The organism is Serratia sp. CY74737, assembly GCF_052166775.1.
Lineage (GTDB): Bacteria > Pseudomonadota > Gammaproteobacteria > Enterobacterales > Enterobacteriaceae > Serratia > Serratia ureilytica.
The window spans coordinates 1-18166 of sequence record NZ_JBJNOF010000021.1 but is presented as its reverse complement, the minus strand read 5'-3'; the positions used below and the strand labels follow the sequence as shown (position 1 = coordinate 18166).

Here is an 18166-nt window from a genome sequence, read left to right as displayed (position 1 = left end):
CCGCCGCTCCCGTTATGCGCCAAAACCATCGGGCAGCGGTGCTTTCAACCATTTCTCCGACAGGCCATTCAGCGTCTTGTCCGCCAGCGCCTGTCCAATCAGCGTATCCACCGCGGCTTTCAAGGCCGGTTCTCCCTGGCGCAACCCCACGAAGCACGGCGAATCTTTCAACATAAACTTGGCGGCCGGCGCCTTGCCCGGATTCTGGCGCGCCAGGGCACTCACCACCATGTTACCGGTGGCGATGTACTGCACCTGCCCGGAGAGATAGGCCGACAGCGTCGTGTTGTTATCCTCATAACGCTTGATCTGCGCCCCTTTAGGCGCGCCGTCGCTCAGAACCATATCCTCCACCGCACCGCGCGTGACGCCGACGGTCTTGCCATCGAGTTGCGCCATGTCCGCCAACGCGCCGTCTTTAGGACCAAAGACCCCCAGGAAGAACGGCGCATAGGCGCGGCTGAAAGCGATGGTCTTTTCACGCTCCGGATTTTTGCCCAGGCTGGAGATCACCAGATCCACTTTATTGGTCTGCAGATAAGGCACCCGGTTGGCGCTGGTGACCGGCACCAACTGCAACTTAAGTTTCATCTTATCGGCCAGATAACGCGCCATATCGATGTCATAACCCTGGGGCTGCAGATCGGTGCCCACCGAGCCGAATGGCGGGAAATCCTGCGGCACCGCCACGCGCAGGACGCCGCGCTGCCGGATCTCTTGCAATTGATCCGCCATGGTCGGCGCGGCCTGCGCCAGCAAGGCGATCCCAGTGAAAACCGTCCACAGCGTTTTTTTGATGTTCATAGCGTATCCCCGATGGTGAAAAGATGAAACAAAAGATTCTTACACCACGATCTCTGCAACTAATGTGCCAATCGAAAATACGTCGAACCCATGCCTTAACTGGCGCTGATTAACGAGAAAAAACCTGCCGGCCTCAGCGGGCCGGCGACGGAGAAAGGGAAGGCAGGCAGGCCAGAGATGCACTAAAAATGTGCATCAGCACCAAAAAAGCGCCGGTTAGCGCGGTTCCAGTTCGTCCAAATCCTGATACAGACCGGCAATATGATGAATACGCGATCGCCCCTGCTCCAACATCTCATGCAGCAGGGCGTTACTGAGCAGGTTACATAAGCTCATGGCGGCTGAATAGCTGTCGAAGGCGGAGACGCTGTCCAGCGAAGCGGCCAAATGCCAGTCCGCCAGCGGGATCAGCGACTGCGCCTGCGGTTCGCAGATCAACAGCGTCGGCACCCGGCGAGTTTGCAGCTGCGTCAGTATCGCCTTGAGCTGACGCGGCCGGCGCCGAAACGCCACCACCACCGCCATATCCTGCGGCGCGAGATCGACCAGCTCCTCCGCCAGCGTCTGGCCGGGCTGCGGCATCAGCAGCACCCGCTCCCGCACCTGCATCAGCTGCTGACGCAGATGCATGGCTATCGGATAGCTGTTGCGAAATCCCAGCAGCGCGACCCGCCGCGCCCGCGCCAGCGCGGCGATCACCGCACCGAATTGCTCCACATCGAGATGGCTCACCCAGTGCGAGAGGTTAGCCATTTCCTGCTTGTAATGCCGCGCCAGCAGCGTATTGCCCTGCACCGCATGCCTCTCGTCGGTCACCGGCATGCCGCTCTGGCGCAGGGTGCGCAGCTCAGCGCGCATGTCCTTGTAGCTGCGATACCCCAACCGCTTGAACAGCCTGCTGACCGTGGCTTTAGAAACCCCGCTCAAGCGCGCCAGCTCGGCGCTGTTGTAACTGATCAGGTCATCGAAATGATCGAGGATAAAGTCGGCGACGCGCTGTTCCTGCGGCGCCAATTGCGGATATTCGTTGCGCAGGCGTTCATCGAAGGGCTGCATCATCACTCTCGCTGTAACTTTTGTTTCACCGGAACATAGCACGCCCCGGCCCCTCTCTGACAAGCAATTAATCGTCCTGATTAAAAGTGGAACGCCTCTTGCTTCTGTTACCCGAACGCTCACCTCAGACAAGGGCAGAAACATGATTAACAGCAATACCGCGCCACAGGGCATGGCGGTCACGCCACACCATCTCGCCAGCGAAAGCGCGCTGGCGGTGCTGCGCGAAGGCGGCAACGCCATTGAGGCGATGGTAGCCGCCGCCGCGACCATCGCCGTGGTCTATCCGCACATGAACGGCATCGGCGGTGACGGTTTCTGGCTGATCGTGCCGCCGCAGGGCGAGCCGCTGACCATCGACGCCAGCGGCGCCGCCGGCTCGCTGGCGACGCCGGCGCTGTACGCCGGAGAAAGCCGCATCCCGCAGCGCGGCCCAAAAGCGGCGTTGACCGTGGCCGGCACCGTCGGCGGCTGGCAGGAGGCGTTGGCCTATTCGGCCGAACTGGGCGAAACGCCGCTGCCGCTGTCGCGGTTGCTCGCCGACGCCATACGCTACGCCGCCGACGGCATTCCGGTCACCGCCTCCCAAGAGGCGGCGACGCGCAGCAAACGCCACGAGCTGGAGGAGTTCGCCCCCTTCGCCCGCATTTACCTGCCGCAGGGAAAGATCCCGCTTGCCGGCCAACGATTCTGCCAACCGCAGCTGGCCGATACGCTGATCGCCCTGAGTGAGGACGGGCTCGACAGTTTTTATCGCGGCCCGCTGGCTGAAAGCATGGCGGCGGACATGGCGATGTTGGGCATGCCGCTCACCGCTCAGGATCTGGCGAGTTATCGGCCATGCCGCCGTCCTCCGCTGCGCCTGGAACACCAAAAAGGTGAAATATTCAATCTGGCTCCCCCGACCCAAGGGCTGGTGTCGCTTGCCATCCTCGGGCTGACCGACCGTCTGCCGCTGGCCGGACAGAGCGAAGGCGCCGTGGTGCACGCCGTGGTCGAGGCCACCAAGCTGGCGTTCGATCTGCGCGACCGTTTCATCACCGATCCGCGCCACATGACGCAGGATCCGCAGGCGCTGCTGGCGGCCGACCATTTGGATAGGCTGGCCGGGCGCATCGACGGCCAAAAAGCGGCCGACTGGGGCCAGGGCAAAGGACCCGGCGATACGGTCTGGATGGGGGTGATGGACAGCAGTGGGCTGGCGGTCTCCTTCATTCAGAGCATCTACCACGAATTCGGCAGCGGCGTGGTACTGCCGAACAGTGGCGTCCTGTGGCAAAACCGCGGCGCCTCTTTCAGCCTGGACGCCGATCATCTGCTGGCGCTGGCGCCGGGCAAGCAGCCGTTCCATACGCTGAACCCGGCGGCCGCCCGGCTGTATGACGGACGCACGCTGATCTACGGCTCGATGGGCGGTGACGGCCAGCCGCAGACTCAAGCGGCGTTGTTCGTGCGGCACGTGGTGCAAGGGCTGCCGCTGCAGCAGGCGATCAGCGCGCCGCGCTGGCTGCTGGGGCGAACCTGGGGCGAAAGTTCGGACTCGTTGAAGCTTGAGGGGCGCTTTAACGCGGCGACCCTCGACTATCTGCGACAGCGCGGCCACGCCGTTGAACTGCTGCCGGCGTTCAGCGAAACGGTCGGCCATGCCGGCGCCGTCGTACGCCACACCAACGGCATGTTCGAAGGCGCTTTCGATCCGCGAAGCAACGGCAGCGCCGCCGGCTTCTGACTCTCTTATTTATCGGGATCGCTTATGAACAATCAACACGCCGCCGATTGGGCGGCCTATATCCACCAGATGGAAACCGTGCTGGCCGTGGAACTGGACGATATCCGCCGCCGGGAACTGTTGAAACAGATCGAACGCATCGCCGCGCTGGCCGAACCGCTGATGGCCTTCCCGCTGGATCCGCGCCAGGAAATCGCGGGGGTATATCGCCCATGAATCCCTTAAGCGCCCTGTCACTCGCCGAGATCCGTACGGCCCTTGAACGCGGCGCGCTCTCGGCGCGCGAGATCGTCCGGCATACGCTCGATCATATCGACCGTCAGAATCCCGCGCTGAACGCCTTTACGCACATCACCCGGGAACGCATGCAAAAAGAAGCCGATCGCCTCGACCGTTCGCGCGCGCTTGGGCAAACGCTGCCCGCTTTGGCCGGCATTCCCTATGCGGTAAAAAATCTGTTCGACGTCGCCGGTGAAACCACGCTGGCCGGCGCCCGCCTGTTCAGCGATCGGCCACCGGCCGACCGCGACGCCTGGGGCGTCTCCCGGCTGGCGGATCAAGGCGCGTTGCTTTGCGGCATGTTGAACATGGACGCCTACGCCTACGGTTTCACCACCGAGAACAGCCATTACGGTGCCACCCGAAACCCGCATGACCTCAGGCGCATCGCCGGCGGCTCTTCGGGCGGCTCGGCCGCAGCGGTGGCGGCCGGCCTGGTGACCTTTTCGCTCGGCAGCGACACCAATGGCTCAATACGCGTGCCCGCCTCGCTGTGCGGCATTTATGGTCTGAAACCGACCTTCGGCCGTCTTTCGCGCAGTGGCAGCCAGCCGTTTGTCGACAGCCTGGATCACATCGGCCCGTTCGCCCGCCGGGTGCACGATCTCGCGACGGTGTATGACGCGATGCAGGGCATCGACGGCGAGGATCCGTTCCAGAGCGATCAACCGATTTCCCGCACCGAAGCGTTGCTGGCGCAGGGCAGCCAGAACCTGCGCTGCGCCGTGTTAGGCGGCTATTTCCTGCAATGGTGCAATGATGACGCCAAAGCCGCAGTCAACCAGGTGGCGCAAGCGCTGGCAGCCAGCGCCGAAGTCGAGCTGCCGCAGGCCGAGCTGGCCCGATCGGCGGCCTTTATCCTCAGCGCCTCAGAGGGCGGCCATCGCTATCTGCCGCAGTTGCGCAGCCAACCCGAACGCTTCGAGCCACTGTCGCGAGAACGACTGCTGGCCGGCGCCATGCTCCCCGCCACCTGGTATTTGCAGGCACAACGCTTTCGTCACGCGTTTCGCCGGCAAGCCGCGCCGCTGTTCAAGCACTGGGACATTTTGATCGCCCCGGCGACGCCGTGCAGCGCCACGTCGATCGGCCAGGAAACGATGCGCATCAACGGCGTCGATCTGCCGATCCGCGCCAGTATGGGCATGCTGACGCAGCCGATTTCCTTCCTTGGCCTGCCGGTCGTGACGGTTCCTTTGAAAAGCGCATCCGGTCTGCCGATCGGCCTGCAACTGATCGCCCCGCCGTGGCGCGAAGATTTGGCGCTGCGCGCCGCCTATGCGCTGGAATGCGCCGGCATCGCCACTTGCGTCTGCAAACAGGAGTAATCAATGAACAGTGAACATATCGATCGGCCGGCGGTGCTGGCGGAGGTCAACGCCGCCTTTTACCGCTATGAGCAGGCGTTAATCAGCAATGACATCGATGTGCTGGACGAGTTGTTCTGGCACGACGCGCGCACGGTGCGCTATGGCGCCACCGAAAGCCTCTACGGTATCGACGAGATCCGCGATTTTCGTCAACGGCGCCCGGCCAACGGACTGGAGCGGCTGTTGGAAAACACCCAAATCACGACTTTTGGTGAAGATATGGCGGTAGCCAGCACGGAATTTCATCGGCCGGGCAGCAATCGCAGGGGGCGGCAAATGCAAACCTGGGTCAAGCTGCCCTGTGGCTGGCGCATCGTAGCGGCGCACGTCAGCCTGCTCGACGCGCCTTAGGCCTCCAGGCGGTAGAGCCCATGATGAAGGCGCACGGCGGCGGCCGACTCAGCACCAATAGGCCATGAAGTTGACGGTGGAGCGATCCAGATCGCGTTCGCCAATCAGGTAACGCCGCAGCGTTTTCACCGCGGAAGACTCGGCCGCCACCCAGGCATAGAAAGCGTTGCTGCCGGCCGCCCGCTCCCACAACACCTCATCGCTCAGGCTGCTTTCCGCCAGGGACTGCGCTTGCGCACAGGCCGATGCGGGGATATCCACCCGCTGGCGCACCGCTTCCACCAGCAGCGTGCCGTGCGCCAGCTGGCGGCCGACGTCGCGCGGCAGCCAATAAACGTCGGCGAACGGGAAATGCGCCAAATCCAGGCAATCCGCCGCCACCGGCACCTCGAAAAACGCCTGCACCCGCGGCGGATTGGCCTGCTGCGCCAGCTGTTCCAGAATCGCCATCGCCGCCGGCACCGCCGTCTCATCGGCGATCAGCAACGCCTGTTGCAACTGCGCCGGCGGCGCCCATTCGTAACCGCCGCTGTCGCCGTCGAAGTCACCGTTGGGGGCGACCGTTTGAATCGTGTCTCCGGGTTCGGCATGGGTCGCCCAGGCTGAAGCCGGGCCGTTCACGCCATGCAGCACGAACTCGACGTCCATCTGATTCTGCTCGCGGCGCAGCGCACGCAGCGTATAGGTGCGCATTACCGGACGCTGTTCTTTGGGGAGCGCCATGTAATCGCCGTACCAGTCCGGGCCGTTGGCCAACGGCGTGATCTTGCCGTCCGCCGCCGGGAACAGCAGTTTGATGCGCTGGTCAGGCGCTTCCAGCTTCATGCGATGAACATCCGCACCTTCAAACACGCAGCGCAGCAGCGAGGGCGAAATCAGCGTTTTGCTTTTCAGGGTGATATCAAAAATTCTGTAGCTGGCGGACATGTTCTCGACTCCCCGGCAATGGCTGTCGCTTTTACGTGTGACCGATCGGCTGCCGTGTTGGCGGCGTGGCCGCGCGATCGCGCAGCGGATAAATGTTAATAAAACTAATTAATTACGTTAATGCATCGCAAAAAATCATATCATGATTTTATTGATAACAAGAAACGTTATTGATAAAAGAAGCATTCTCAAAAAACAACGTAACGACAATATCACCTGGGAAATAACGATGAAACGCAAACCTCTTTGGGTATTAAACCCATGTCTGCTGGCGTTGCTTGCGCCGGCGGCCTGGGCAGAAGATCAGAAAAACGGCAGCGAAGAGCAGGTGGTCGTCTCCGCCAGCCGTTCACACCGCAGCGCGGCGGAAATGGCGCAGACGACATGGGTGATCGAAAGTCAGGAGATCGAACAGCAGGTCCAGGGCGGCAAAGAGATCAAGGACATGTTGGCTCAGCTGATCCCCGGCATGGACGTCAGCGGCCAGGGCCGCACCAACTATGGCATGAATATGCGCGGCCGTTCGATGATGGTGATGATCGACGGCGTACGCCTGAACTCGTCGCGCAGCGACAGCCGCCAGTTGGATTCGATCGACCCGTTCAATATCGACCATATTGAGGTGATTTCCGGCGCGACCGCACTGTACGGCGGCGGCAGCACCGGCGGCCTGATCAATATCGTGACCAAGAAAGGACAGAAAGAGCAGCAGGTCGAATTGCAGGTCGGCGGCAAAACCGGTTTCGGCGGCCATAACGATCACGACGAGAACGTAGCGGCGGCGGTCAGCGGCGGCAACGACAACGCCTCGGGGCGGCTGTCCGTTTCTTACCAGCGTTACGGCGGCTGGTACGACGGCAAAGGCAACGAGGTGCTGATCGACAATACTCAAACCGGCCTGCAGTATTCCAATCGCCTCGATGTGATGGGCACCGGCACCCTCAACATCGACGATCATCAACAGCTGCAACTGACCACCCAATACTACAAAAGCCAGTCCGACGGCGATCACGGCCTGTTTCTGGGGGAAAACTTCGCGGCGGTGACCGGCAACGCCAAGGCGTACAACAGCGGTAACTTAAACTCCGATCGCATCCCCGGCACCGAGCGCCACCTGATCAACCTGCAATATTCCAACACCGATTTCCTCGGCCAGGATCTGGTGGCGCAGGTCTACTATCGCGACGAAACGTTGACCTTCTACCCCTTCCCAACGCTGGCGGGCAAAGCGCCGAACTATTACGTCAGCAGCATTGGCGCTTCGCAGCAAAAAACCGATTTTTACGGCGGCAAACTGACGTTAAACAGCAAACCTGTCGACGCGCTGACGCTGACTTACGGCATCGACGCCGAGCATGAAAGCTTCAACGCCAACCAGCAGTTCTTCAACCTGGCGAAGGCCCAACAGTCCGGCGGCATGACGCTGGAGAACGCTTACGGCACCGGCCGCTACCCGAGCTATACCACCAGCAACCTGGCGTCGTTCCTGCAGGCCAGTTACGACATCAATCCCATCTTCACCCTGAGCGGCGGCGTGCGTTACCAGTACACCGAAAACAAGATCGACGACTTCGTCGGCTATAACCAGCAGCAGGCGATCGCCACCGGCGCCGCCGCCTCCGCCGACGCCATCCCGGGAGGGAAAACCGACTACAACAATGCGCTGTTCAACGCCGGTCTGTTGGCGCACTTGACCGAGCGTCAGCAAACCTGGTTCAACTTCTCTCAGGGCTTCGAGATCCCGGATCCGGGCAAGTATTACGGCAACGGCACCTACGCGTTGAACGGCGGCCATTACCAGTTGCTGAAGAGCGTCAACGTCGGCGATTCCAAGCTGGAAGGCATCAAGGTCAACGCCTACGAGCTGGGCTGGCGCTATACCGGCGATAACCTGCGCACGCAAATCGCCGCCTACTACTCGTTGTCCGACAAGAGCATCGCCATCAACAAAACCGACATGACCATTAACGTCAATGCGGACAAGCGGCGCATCTATGGGCTGGAAGGTGCGGTGGACTACTTCTTCGAAGACAGCGACTGGAGCGCCGGCACCAACTTCAACTTCATCCGTTCTGAAACCAAGGTCAACGGCGAATGGAAGAAGCTGGTGGTCGATACCGCCAGCCCATCGAAAGTCACCGCTTACGTCGGCTGGGCGCCGGGCGACTGGAATCTGCGCTTGCAGTCGCAGCAAACCTTCGACGTGTCGGACGACGGCGATTACACCAAGGCCACCTCCACCCAAGGCCGCAAAATAGATGGCTACAACACCCTTGATTTCCTCGGCAGCTATGCCCTGCCGGTGGGGAAAGTCAGCTTCAGCGTGGAAAACCTGTTGGACAAGGAGTACACCACCGTTTGGGGCCAACGCGCGCCGATCCTGTACAGCCCGACCTACGGCTCGCCTGAGCTGTACAGCTATAAAGGCCGCGGACGCACCTTCGGTTTGAATTACTCGGTGTTGTTCTGAGGATAAGGGGCCGGTCTGCCGGCCCCGTTCCCTGGGCCGCACCGTTTTGCCGAGAGCGGAAACGACGAAGCCCTGAGTTATCGCTAACTCAGGGCTTCTGAATAGTGGCGGAACGGACGGGGCTCGAACCCGCGACCCCCTGCGTGACAGGCAGGTATTCTAACCAACTGAACTACCGCTCCGCGCCATTCCCTCTTGCGGGGGAACGAGGCGCATATTACGGACGCCTCTCGGTTCCGTCAACGCCTTTTTCTCCGCAAATGAACCGTTTGCACAGTTTTTCAACGAAGGGTCGCCCGGTGCGTTTTTTTCGTGCAAAAACGCCGTTATTCCGCCGGCGCCCCGCGCCACAGGCAGCTGCCACCCTTCTTCGCCACCAGATCCAGACGCGCCTCGTGCGCCTTTATTTCTTCGTCGCTGGCGTAGACCACTTTCATCGCCGTAGCCGGGCGGACGATACGCTGTATTTCTTGCGCGGCATCGTTTTGCTGGGTGTCGCCTTCCATTTGGAACGCTATCGACGTCTGACCGCCGGTCATCGCCAGATAGACTTCCGCCAGGATCTCGGCATCGAGCAATGCGCCGTGCAGCGTACGCTTGCTGTTGTCTATCTCATAGCGGCTGCACAAGGCATCGAGGTTGTTGCGCTTGCCCGGGAACAGGCGGCGCGCCATCATCAGGCTGTCGGTAATGGTGCAGAAGGTCTCGGTCTTCGGGATCCCCTGCTGCAGCATGCGGAATTCGTGATCCATAAAGCCGATATCGAACGCCGCGTTATGGATCACCAGCTCGCCGCCGCGGATAAAGTCGAGGAATTCGTCGGCAACCTGATCGAAGGTCGGTTTGTCGGCCAGGAAGTCGTCGCTGATGCCGTGTACGCCGTACGCTTCCGGATCCACCAGCCGATCCGGCTTGATGTATACGTGGAAGTTGCGCCCGGTCAGGCGGCGGTTAATCACTTCCACCGCACCGATTTCGATAATGCGGTGCCCTTCGTAGTGCACCCCAAGCTTGTTCATACCGGTGGTTTCGGTATCGAGGACAATCTGTCTGGTGGTTGTAGAGATCATATTGCAGTGCTCACAGCGCTCGTTTATGTCAGACTTGGCTTTTATAAAACTGATAGGAAGAGTCTACCAGAGATGCTCAAACAGGTAGAAATTTTCACCGACGGCTCCTGCCTTGGCAACCCTGGCCCCGGTGGCTACGGCGCGATACTGCGCTATAAGCAGACGGAAAAAACCTTCAGCGAAGGATTTCGTCTGACCACCAATAACCGCATGGAAATGATGGCGGCGATCGTGGCGCTGGAAGCGCTGACGGTGCCTTGCGCCGTGACGCTCAGCACCGACAGCCAGTACGTGCGCCAGGGCATTACCAGCTGGATCCATAACTGGAAGAAACGCGGTTGGAAAACCGCCGACAAAAAACCGGTCAAGAATGTCGATCTGTGGCAGCGGCTGGATCAGGCCATTCAGCGACACACCGTTAAATGGGAATGGGTCAAGGGCCACGCCGGCCACCCGGAGAACGAACGCTGCGACGAGCTGGCGCGCGAGGCGGCGGGTAAACCGACGCAGGATGACGTCGGCTACCAACCGGAAGCCTAAGGCAGCTTGCGATAACTCTTGGTCGCGCCCACCGCGCGGCTGAGAGACGGCTTTCTCGCCCCCAGTTTCATCGGCGTGGGCGTCAGCGGCAAGGTGCGCTTGCGCGCCACAATCACGCTCATGCAGCCCAGCGCCGGCAAATGGGTGCATAAAAACTTGCCGCCCTTGCGGTGCCACGGCAGCACGTGAAAACGCGCCTGGTGCAACACCTCGTAATTCAGCAGGCTGAGCCAATCCAACAACCGCATCTGGGTAAACATGCGGCTGACATAGGGCTGACGATGACGCAATCCGGGCACCAGCTTGCCCAATCCCAGCAGGCTGAACGGATTGAAGCTGCTGACAACCAGCCAGCCGTCGTCGATCAACACCCTATCCACCTGACGCAGCATCCGATGCGGATCGTCCGCGTAGGACAGCGTATGCGCCAACAGGCAGGCATCCACCGATTTGGCGGCGAACGGCAGTTGATAGGCGTCGGCGATCACCTGCAGCCCTTCCCCCTCCAGCCCTACGTTGACCTGGTGGGAGATTGCGCATTTATCCGTGGCCAGCTCGGCGCTGAGCATACCCATCTTCAGCAGATGGAAACCGAACAGCTTGGGCCACCAGGGTTGCAACTGCCGCTCGAGCGCTTCACGATAGTACTCCCCCCACGGCAGCTCAGCCCAGGACTGCGGGCCGGTGAGCTTTTGTAGAGTATGGGCTGGTTTCATGATTTATTATCTTCTTTCAAGCCGTTGCCAACGAGAGGTACACCATGAATCTTATCAGCATTCCCGCCTTCCAGGACAATTACATTTGGTTATTGGATGACCGGCAGGGGCGCTGCATTATCGTCGATCCGGGTGAAGCGCGGCCGGTGCTCGAGGCGCTGCAGCGCCTGCAGCTGGCGCCGTCGGCGATCCTGCTGACCCACCACCACCACGATCACGTCGGTGGCGTGGCGCAGATTGTCGCGCAATACCCGGGCCTGGCGGTCTACGGGCCGCAGGAAACCGCTGGCAAAGGCGCCAACCACATCGTCCATGACGGCGATACCTTCGATATCGATGGCCGCCAATACAGGACTATCACCGTTCCCGGCCATACGCTGGGCCATGTGGCATTCTATAGTGCCCCTTATCTTTTCTGCGGCGACACCATTTTCTCCGCCGGCTGCGGCAGGCTGTTTGAAGGCACCGCAAAACAAATGTACGACTCATTTCAACAACTCGCGCAACTTCCCGATAACACCTTAATTTGCTGCGCGCATGAATATACTCTTTCAAATCTTAAGTTTGCGCGGGCTATTTTGCCGGAAGATCGAGAGATTGAAACATATCAACAACATGTTGAAGCGTTAAGGGCAAAAGGCCAAGCTAGCGTGCCGACCACGTTGCAATTAGAGCGCAAAATTAACCTGTTTTTACGTTGCCATGACGCTGATTTACAAAAGAAATTAGGCTTTAATTCACCACCAGAAAGCCTTCATTCAGTTTTTTCCGAATTACGCCTGCGGAAAGATAACTTCTAAGCTTTTAGTTGTGTTATTTGGCGAAGCAAAGTATTATTGCTCGTCTTTTAAGCAACTACATTGACACACACATGAAGGCTAAAGCGATATTTCTCGCCTCGGTCTTGCTAGTGGGTTGCCAGTCGTCCAGGCAGGACGCACCGGCGCCAGAACAGCATGCACAGAGTTTGTCTTCGGCTGGTCAAGATGGTGAAGCAGGAGAGTACACAGGAAATGGCCGAGCGAGCTCGGCGCGGTGGTTGGATAACAACAGTCCCGCCGCGCAACAGGACCTGTGGAACTTCATTAGCGACGAGCTGAAGATGGAGGTTCCGGAAAATTCCCGGATCCGTGATCAGAAAAGAAAGTACTTAAAAAGTAAGAGCTATCTCCACGATGTAACATTACGGGCAGAGCCGTACATGTACTGGATAGTCGGGCAGATTAAGAAACGTAATATGCCGATGGAACTGGTACTGCTACCCATAGTGGAGAGCGCTTTTGACCCACACGCCACGTCAAGTGCCAACGCCGCAGGGCTATGGCAAATCGTGCCGCAAACGGGTCGCAATTATGGTTTGAAAAACAATCAGTGGTATGACGGTCGACGCGATGTCGTCGCCTCGACAACCGCTGCGCTTAACATGATGCAGCGCTTGAACCGCATGTTTAACGGCGACTGGTTACTGACCGTAGCCGCCTATAACAGTGGTGAAGGCCGCGTGATGCAAGCGGTGAAGGCAAACAAACGCCAGGGTAAGCCAACCAATTTCTGGGCATTGTCGCTTCCGCGTGAAACGTCAATCTATGTCCCGAAAATGCTGGCGCTGAGCGACATCATCAAGAACAGCAAGAAGTACGGCGTGAAACTCCCGAAAACGGATGAAACCCGTGCGCTGGCTCGTATCGATGTCGGGCAGCAGATCCAGCTGACTCAGGCGGCTGAGATGGCTGGGCTTTCAGTCACCAAGATGAAAGCGTATAACCCAGGCTACAAAAAAGGCGTTACGGCACCCAACGGGCCCCATTACATCATGGTTCCCAAAGGGCATGCCGATCAGCTGAAAGACTCGCTGGCCGATGGCCAGATCGCCGTGACTCAGCCAACGACGCAGTTGGCGAAGAACAGCGGTTTGTCCGGTGGCAGTTCGTATAAAGTGCGCTCCGGCGACACCTTATCGGCCATAGCCAAGCGGCTGAACGTTAAGACCAGCGATTTGCAGAGTTGGAACAACTTACGCGCCAAGAGCGCCTTAAAAGTTGGGCAAACCCTGCAAGTGGCCAGCAATACTGGCAGTAACAGCAGTATCACCTACCAGGTTCGTAAAGGTGATTCGCTCGCCAGTATCGCACGTCGTCACGGCGTCGATATTAACGACGTGATGCGTTGGAATTCAACGCTCGCCAAAGGCAACCTGCAGCCAGGTCTGAAGCTGACCCTGTTTGTCGGCAACAAGATGACGCCGGATACTTAAATGTTCGGCACAAAAAAAGCACCCTTCGGGGTGCTTTTTTATTAGCTGCGATTCACCATACCGGCGAGTCTTTCTCCGGATGAAACTCCACCAACAGCGGGTTGTGATCCGATGCGCTGGTCACCAGCACCGACGCCTCCACCACTCCCAGATTGCGGTAAAATACGAAGTCCAGTGGACGACCGAAGGCCTTGCGGCGATGGTCGTCGGTGAAACTCACCTCGCGCAGCGCCATCTCTCCGGCAAAGTCATACAGTGCATTGATGCGCTTGCGGCTCCAGGCGTTGAAATCCCCCGCCATAATCACCGGCCCCCGGTGACTGGCGATCTGTTCGCCTATCGGCCCCAACTGCTTGCTGTAGACGTCGACACCCAGGCTAAAGTTCACCGCATGGATGTTCACCACCATCAACAGTTCGCCGTTGTACAGCGGATAAACGGTGATCAGGGCCGACTTGGAAAGCCGCAGCAGCGGCTCCCGCTCACGCAGCGGGCAACAGTAAACAGGATGAGCGGCAGCCAGCGTCATCACGCCGGAAGGGTGCTGCGGCAGCACAAAGGCCGGCACCTGATCGGCCGCCAGATAGTTGGCGGTAGCGTAGCTCACCAACTCTGGCGTGGTTTGCGCCTCTTGCAACAATACCAGCTGCGCGTCTTTGCCATGGTTTTTCAGCACCGAAAGCCAGTCGGCTCGCTGCTGTTTGAAAATATTCCACACCATAACGCGCAAGGCGCCGGTCGTCGGCAGCGCCGCCCCTGGCGGCAACGGCTGGTTAACGGCACCAGGAAAGATTCGCTCAACTGGCTGACCTGCAACATACCTCATTGCATAAGTTCGTTTCGGCACGCGATTCGCCTATTACCCATTAACATGAAAACTGGCGATGAACACTCGCCAACGATGAATTGATTATACGCCTACCCTGCATAGAGGGCATGGCTTTTGCGGGCATCACCTTTTCAGTTATAGGGGCCGCCTGCAGCGATTTCAATCTTCTGACGGTATAGCTGTGTAAAGGTGAGGGGTAATAGGTGAAAAATGCGAAAAGGCCCGCAAAACGCGGGCCAGGCAGCAAGGGTTTTACGAATTAAGCCGTTTGCAGCTGAGACTTTTTATCCAGGCGGCCACTGAGGCTAACCAGCAACAATGCAACCACCACGATCAGCGCGCCAATCCAGGGGGTCTGCGCCAGCCCCAGTGAGGCAACAGTCTGGCCGCCTATCACCGAGCCGAGCGCAATGCCGATGTTGAACGCCGCGATGTTGAGACCGGACGCCACATCCACCGCATTTGGCGTGTATTGCGCGGCTTTCTGCACCACATACACCTGCAGCCCCGGCACGTTGCCGAAAGCGAACACACCCATCACAATCACCGTCAGCAAAGCGGCAATACTGTGACTGGCGGTAAACTGGAACAGCAGCAGCAAAACGGCCAGCGCGGCAAAGATAAAGCTCAACGCACGCACGGCCCCATGACGATCGGCCAGCTTGCCTCCCCAGATGTTACCCACCGCCACCGCGACGCCATAAGCCAACAGTATCCAGCTCACGGTCGGAGCAGAGAAGCCGGCCAATTCCTGCATCATCGGCGCAAGGAAGGTGAAAGTCGTGAAGACCCCGCCGTATCCCAATGCGGTAATCGCGTAAATCAGCAGCAGACGAGGATGAGTCAGCACTTTCAGCTGTTCCCGCACGCCGGCGCAGCCCTGGTTCTTGATATTGCTCGGTACCAGAATAACGCTGGCCAGCGTGGCGACAGCGCCAATCAGAGAAACGGCCAGGAAGGTCTCACGCCAGCCAAACTGCTGGCCGATGAACGTCCCCAGCGGTACGCCGGTCACCAGCGCCACCGTCAGGCCACCAAACATGATGGCGATGGCGGAGGCCGCCTTCTCTTTTGCCACCAGGCTAGTGGCGATAGTGGAGCCGATAGAGAAGAACACGCCGTGCGCCAGGCCGGTCAACAACCGAGCCACTACCAGCGATTCATAGCTGGGTGACTGCCAGGCCAGCAGGTTGCCGAGAGTGAACAGCACCATCAGGCCAACCAGCAGCAGTTTGCGCGGTATGCGGCTGGTCAGGGCCGTCAGCACCGGCGCGCCAATGGCCACGCCGAGGGCATAGATAGTCACCAGCAATCCAGCGGACGGTACGGTCACCCCAAGCTGCTCCGCGATAGTCGGGATCAACCCGACAATCACGAACTCGGTCGTGCCGATAGCAAAAGCGCTGATGGTTAAGGCAAGTAATGCGAGTGGCATTTTTTACTCCGAAATAGCATTCAAGTTGATGACGGCTATTATCGGCCTATGCTTAAATGATAAAAATGCTCAAAATTTCAAATTAACTTTGCTATCGGAGCAAAAATGAAAGCAAACTCTGACGAGTTGATCACCTTTGTCACCGTCGTAGAAAGCGGCAGCTTCAGCCGGGCGGCCGAACGCCTGGAACAAGCGAACTCCGTAGTCAGCCGAACGGTGAAAAAACTGGAAAGCAAACTGGGCGTAACGTTGCTCAACCGCACCACGCGCCAAATCAGCCTGACTCAGGAAGGAGAGAATTACTTTCGCCAGGTGCAGAAGGTACTGAACGACATGGCCGCGGCGGAAAATGCGCTGATGGAAAGCCGCCAGCGCCCGCAAGGGCTGCTGCGCGTCGATGCGGCAACGCCGGTGGTGCTGCATATGCTGACGCCTTTAGTGGCCGAGTTCCGCGAACGTTATCCAGAAATGTCGTTATCGCTGGTGTCTTCGGAAAACTTTATCAATCTGATCGAGCGAAAAGTGGATATCGCGATCCGCGTAGGCGAGCTGACCGATTCTACGCTGAAAGCACGTAAACTGATGACCAGCTACCGACATGTGCTCGCCTCCCCCGCTTATCTGGCTCAGCACGGCACGCCTCTAACGGTAGAAGATCTTGCACATCACTGCTGTATCGGTTTCAACGACCTGCCCAGCTTGAACCGCTGGCCACTGGCTTGTTCAGATGGCAGCCAGTTGGAAATCACCCCCGGTTTGACCACCAATAGTGGAGAAACCCAGCGCCATCTCTGTCTGCATGGCAACGGTATCGCCTGCCTGTCGGACTTTATGAGCGACGAAGATATCAAACGTGGAGATTTGGTCCCGATTCTGGTGGAAGCGACACTGCCGGTCGCCATGCCGATCAACGCGGTTTACTACAGCGACAGCGCCGTCAGCAACCGTCTGCGCAGCTTTATTGATTTTGTGAGTGAATACCTGAAACGATAAAAAAGCGCCCCGATGGACGCCTTATGCTGACTACGGCGAGGAATGATTAATCCCAGTTTGGCGCCAGGCCTTCCGGACTAACCAGACGGCCGTTGCACTCCAGTACGGCGATCTGCGCCATATCTTCGTCGGTCAGCGTCAGTTGCTGCGCCAATAGGTTGCTCGCCAGATTTTCACGCTTGGTCGAGGAAGGGATCACCGCATAACCCAGCTTCAATGCCCAAGCCAGAACCACCTGTGCTGGGGTCGCATTGTGACGAGCAGCGATGCTTTTGATCGTTTCATCCTGCAGCGCTTTGCCGTAGGCCAACGTCATGTAAGAGGTGATGGCGATGCCGTGCTGCTGTGCAAATTCGACCACCTTGCGGTTCTGCAAGAACGGTGACAGCTCGATTTGGTTGGTGGCGATTTCATCGGCGCCAATCGCGTCAATCGCTTGCTGCATCAAATCGATGGTGAAGTTAGATACGCCAATTTGACGGGTCAGCCCCAGCTTTTTCGCTTCCAGCAGCTCAGCCATAAATTCGGCAACCGGCACTTCGTCGTGGGGTGACGGCCAGTGGATCAGCGTCAGATCAACGTAGGACGTTTGCAGTTTTTTCAGGCTTTCTTGCAGGCTTGGGATCAGCGCGCCTTTCGCCAGGTTCGCGATCCAAATCTTGGTGGTGATGAACAGATCTTCACGTTTCACGCCGCTGGCAGCGATAGCCTGGCCAACAGCCGCTTCGTTTTCATAGATCTGTGCGGTATCGATAGTACGGTAGCCCAGCTCAAGTGCGGTGCTGACAGAATCGATAACAACCTGATCCTGAAGGCGGAAAGTACCTAAACCAAACGCAGGGATGCTCATAATGTTTTCTCTCATTAACGGGTAAATGTGGTATGAGGAAGATTATGGCAACTTTTTTATTGATCAAAAACGCCTGGTTCGGCATAAGACTTTTGATCTAAAGGCAATAATATCGGGAGATAAGGCTGTAAGGAAGGACAATTCCGGCCTTGAAAGCGCAAAATATAGATATGAAAAAGCCCTGAGTCAGAGACTCAGGGCTTATCAATTAAGTGGCGGAACGGACGGGGCTCGAACCCGCGACCCCCTGCGTGACAGGCAGGTATTCTAACCAACTGAACTACCGCTCCACCGATTCTTTTACGTTGTATCTTTCGATACCGGCAATATCGCGCTCTGCGACTTGCGCATTACCAGTCGTCACACTGATAACGTTTATTTGATGCCTGGCAGTGTCCTACTCTCGCATGGGGAGACCCCACACTACCATCGGCGCTACGGCGTTTCACTTCTGAGTTCGGCATGGGGTCAGGTGGGACCACCGCGCTATTGC

17 protein-coding genes, 2 tRNA genes and 1 rRNA gene are annotated in these 18166 nt (G+C 58.6%); 9 read left to right on the top strand and 11 right to left on the bottom strand.

The features are described from left to right. Positions 1-12: 12 nt before the first annotated feature. Together ACJ8PE_RS23585 and ACJ8PE_RS23580 are read right to left on the bottom strand one after the other, a co-directional pair. Positions 13-804, bottom strand: coding sequence for a transporter substrate-binding domain-containing protein (locus ACJ8PE_RS23585; RefSeq protein WP_197796918.1), 792 nt, complete (start codon positions 802-804; stop codon positions 13-15). Between the two features lie 216 nt (positions 805-1020). Continuing rightward, complete coding sequence (locus ACJ8PE_RS23580) at positions 1021-1860, bottom strand: MurR/RpiR family transcriptional regulator (protein ID WP_033644199.1); 840 nt, start codon at positions 1858-1860, stop codon at positions 1021-1023. 142 nt (positions 1861-2002) lie between these two features. Between ACJ8PE_RS23580 and ACJ8PE_RS23575 the strand changes: the two genes are divergently transcribed. Genes ACJ8PE_RS23575 through hpxZ form a run of 4 tightly spaced genes read left to right on the top strand, consistent with a single transcriptional unit; the run spans position 2003 to position 5589 of the window. Continuing rightward, complete coding sequence (locus tag ACJ8PE_RS23575) at positions 2003-3589, top strand: gamma-glutamyltransferase family protein (protein ID WP_197796916.1); 1587 nt, start codon at positions 2003-2005, stop codon at positions 3587-3589. A gap of 24 nt (positions 3590-3613) precedes the next feature. Further along, a complete protein-coding gene (gene hpxX / locus ACJ8PE_RS23570; protein ID WP_197762041.1) occupies positions 3614-3805 on the top strand; it encodes an oxalurate catabolism protein HpxX in 192 nt (63 codons plus the stop codon). Next, entirely contained in the window at positions 3802-5196 is a 1395-nt protein-coding gene (locus ACJ8PE_RS23565) for an AtzE family amidohydrolase (RefSeq protein ID WP_308324739.1), read from the top strand. The genes hpxX and ACJ8PE_RS23565 overlap by 4 nt, the downstream gene beginning before the upstream one ends. Before the next feature lie 3 nt (positions 5197-5199). Further along, complete coding sequence (gene hpxZ / locus ACJ8PE_RS23560) at positions 5200-5589, top strand: oxalurate catabolism protein HpxZ (protein WP_033641948.1); 390 nt, start codon at positions 5200-5202, stop codon at positions 5587-5589. A gap of 48 nt (positions 5590-5637) precedes the next feature. On the opposite strand, the gene ACJ8PE_RS23555 is transcribed toward hpxZ, so the two are convergent. After that, positions 5638-6516, bottom strand: a complete 879-nt coding sequence (locus tag ACJ8PE_RS23555; RefSeq protein ID WP_042783720.1) for a siderophore-interacting protein — start codon at positions 6514-6516, stop codon at positions 5638-5640. Positions 6517-6745: 229 nt separating this feature from the next. On the opposite strand from ACJ8PE_RS23555, the gene ACJ8PE_RS23550 reads away from it, so the two are divergent. After that, the gene (locus tag ACJ8PE_RS23550; protein ID WP_197793880.1) at positions 6746-8986 is read left to right on the top strand and encodes a TonB-dependent siderophore receptor; all 2241 of its coding nucleotides are present in this window, start codon (positions 6746-6748) and stop codon (positions 8984-8986) included. A gap of 105 nt (positions 8987-9091) precedes the next feature. Here the strand turns inward: ACJ8PE_RS23550 and ACJ8PE_RS23545 are convergent. Beyond that, a tRNA-Asp gene (locus ACJ8PE_RS23545) sits at positions 9092-9168 on the bottom strand. Between the two features lie 144 nt (positions 9169-9312). Continuing rightward, on the bottom strand, positions 9313-10056 hold the full coding sequence (gene dnaQ / locus ACJ8PE_RS23540; protein ID WP_033641945.1) for a DNA polymerase III subunit epsilon: 744 nt from the start codon (positions 10054-10056) through the stop codon (positions 9313-9315). Positions 10057-10128: 72 nt separating this feature from the next. Here dnaQ and rnhA point away from each other — a divergent pair, with 72 nt between their 5' ends. After that, complete coding sequence (rnhA, locus tag ACJ8PE_RS23535; RefSeq protein ID WP_033641944.1) at positions 10129-10596, top strand: ribonuclease HI; 468 nt, start codon at positions 10129-10131, stop codon at positions 10594-10596. On the opposite strand, the gene ACJ8PE_RS23530 is transcribed toward rnhA, so the two are convergent. Further along, on the bottom strand, positions 10593-11312 hold the full coding sequence (locus ACJ8PE_RS23530) for a class I SAM-dependent methyltransferase (protein WP_197762043.1): 720 nt from the start codon (positions 11310-11312) through the stop codon (positions 10593-10595). The genes rnhA and ACJ8PE_RS23530 overlap by 4 nt on opposite strands. Before the next feature lie 44 nt (positions 11313-11356). Between ACJ8PE_RS23530 and gloB the strand changes: the two genes are divergently transcribed. Both gloB and mltD read left to right on the top strand, forming a co-directional pair. After that, positions 11357-12112 carry a hydroxyacylglutathione hydrolase gene (gene gloB, locus ACJ8PE_RS23525; RefSeq protein WP_197793881.1) on the top strand — a complete coding sequence of 252 codons (756 nt, stop codon included), beginning with the start codon at positions 11357-11359 and terminating at the stop codon, positions 12110-12112. Between the two features lie 71 nt (positions 12113-12183). After that, positions 12184-13566, top strand: coding sequence for a murein transglycosylase D (gene mltD, locus ACJ8PE_RS23520; RefSeq protein ID WP_033650995.1), 1383 nt, complete (start codon positions 12184-12186; stop codon positions 13564-13566). A 52-nt stretch (positions 13567-13618) separates the two neighbouring features. On the opposite strand, the gene ACJ8PE_RS23515 is transcribed toward mltD, so the two are convergent. Continuing rightward, entirely contained in the window at positions 13619-14413 is a 795-nt protein-coding gene (locus ACJ8PE_RS23515; RefSeq protein WP_025160092.1) for an endonuclease/exonuclease/phosphatase family protein, read from the bottom strand. A gap of 241 nt (positions 14414-14654) precedes the next feature. Continuing rightward, positions 14655-15830 (bottom strand): MFS transporter, encoded by a 1176-nt coding sequence (locus tag ACJ8PE_RS23510; protein WP_197793882.1) that lies wholly within the window; start codon positions 15828-15830, stop codon positions 14655-14657. Between the two features lie 105 nt (positions 15831-15935). Here ACJ8PE_RS23510 and yafC point away from each other — a divergent pair, with 105 nt between their 5' ends. Then, positions 15936-16823: a DNA-binding transcriptional regulator YafC gene (yafC, locus tag ACJ8PE_RS23505; protein ID WP_004930183.1), complete on the top strand. Its 888-nt coding sequence runs from the start codon at positions 15936-15938 to the stop codon at positions 16821-16823. A 46-nt stretch (positions 16824-16869) separates the two neighbouring features. Here yafC and dkgB read toward each other — a convergent pair whose 3' ends face one another. From dkgB to rrf, 3 genes are all read right to left on the bottom strand, one after another. Then, the gene (dkgB, locus tag ACJ8PE_RS23500) at positions 16870-17673 is read right to left on the bottom strand and encodes a 2,5-didehydrogluconate reductase DkgB (protein WP_197793883.1); all 804 of its coding nucleotides are present in this window, start codon (positions 17671-17673) and stop codon (positions 16870-16872) included. 213 nt (positions 17674-17886) lie between these two features. Beyond that, positions 17887-17963 (bottom strand) — tRNA-Asp (locus tag ACJ8PE_RS23495). 94 nt (positions 17964-18057) lie between these two features. Then, positions 18058-18166, bottom strand: a 5S ribosomal RNA gene (rrf, locus tag ACJ8PE_RS23490); the annotation flags it as partial.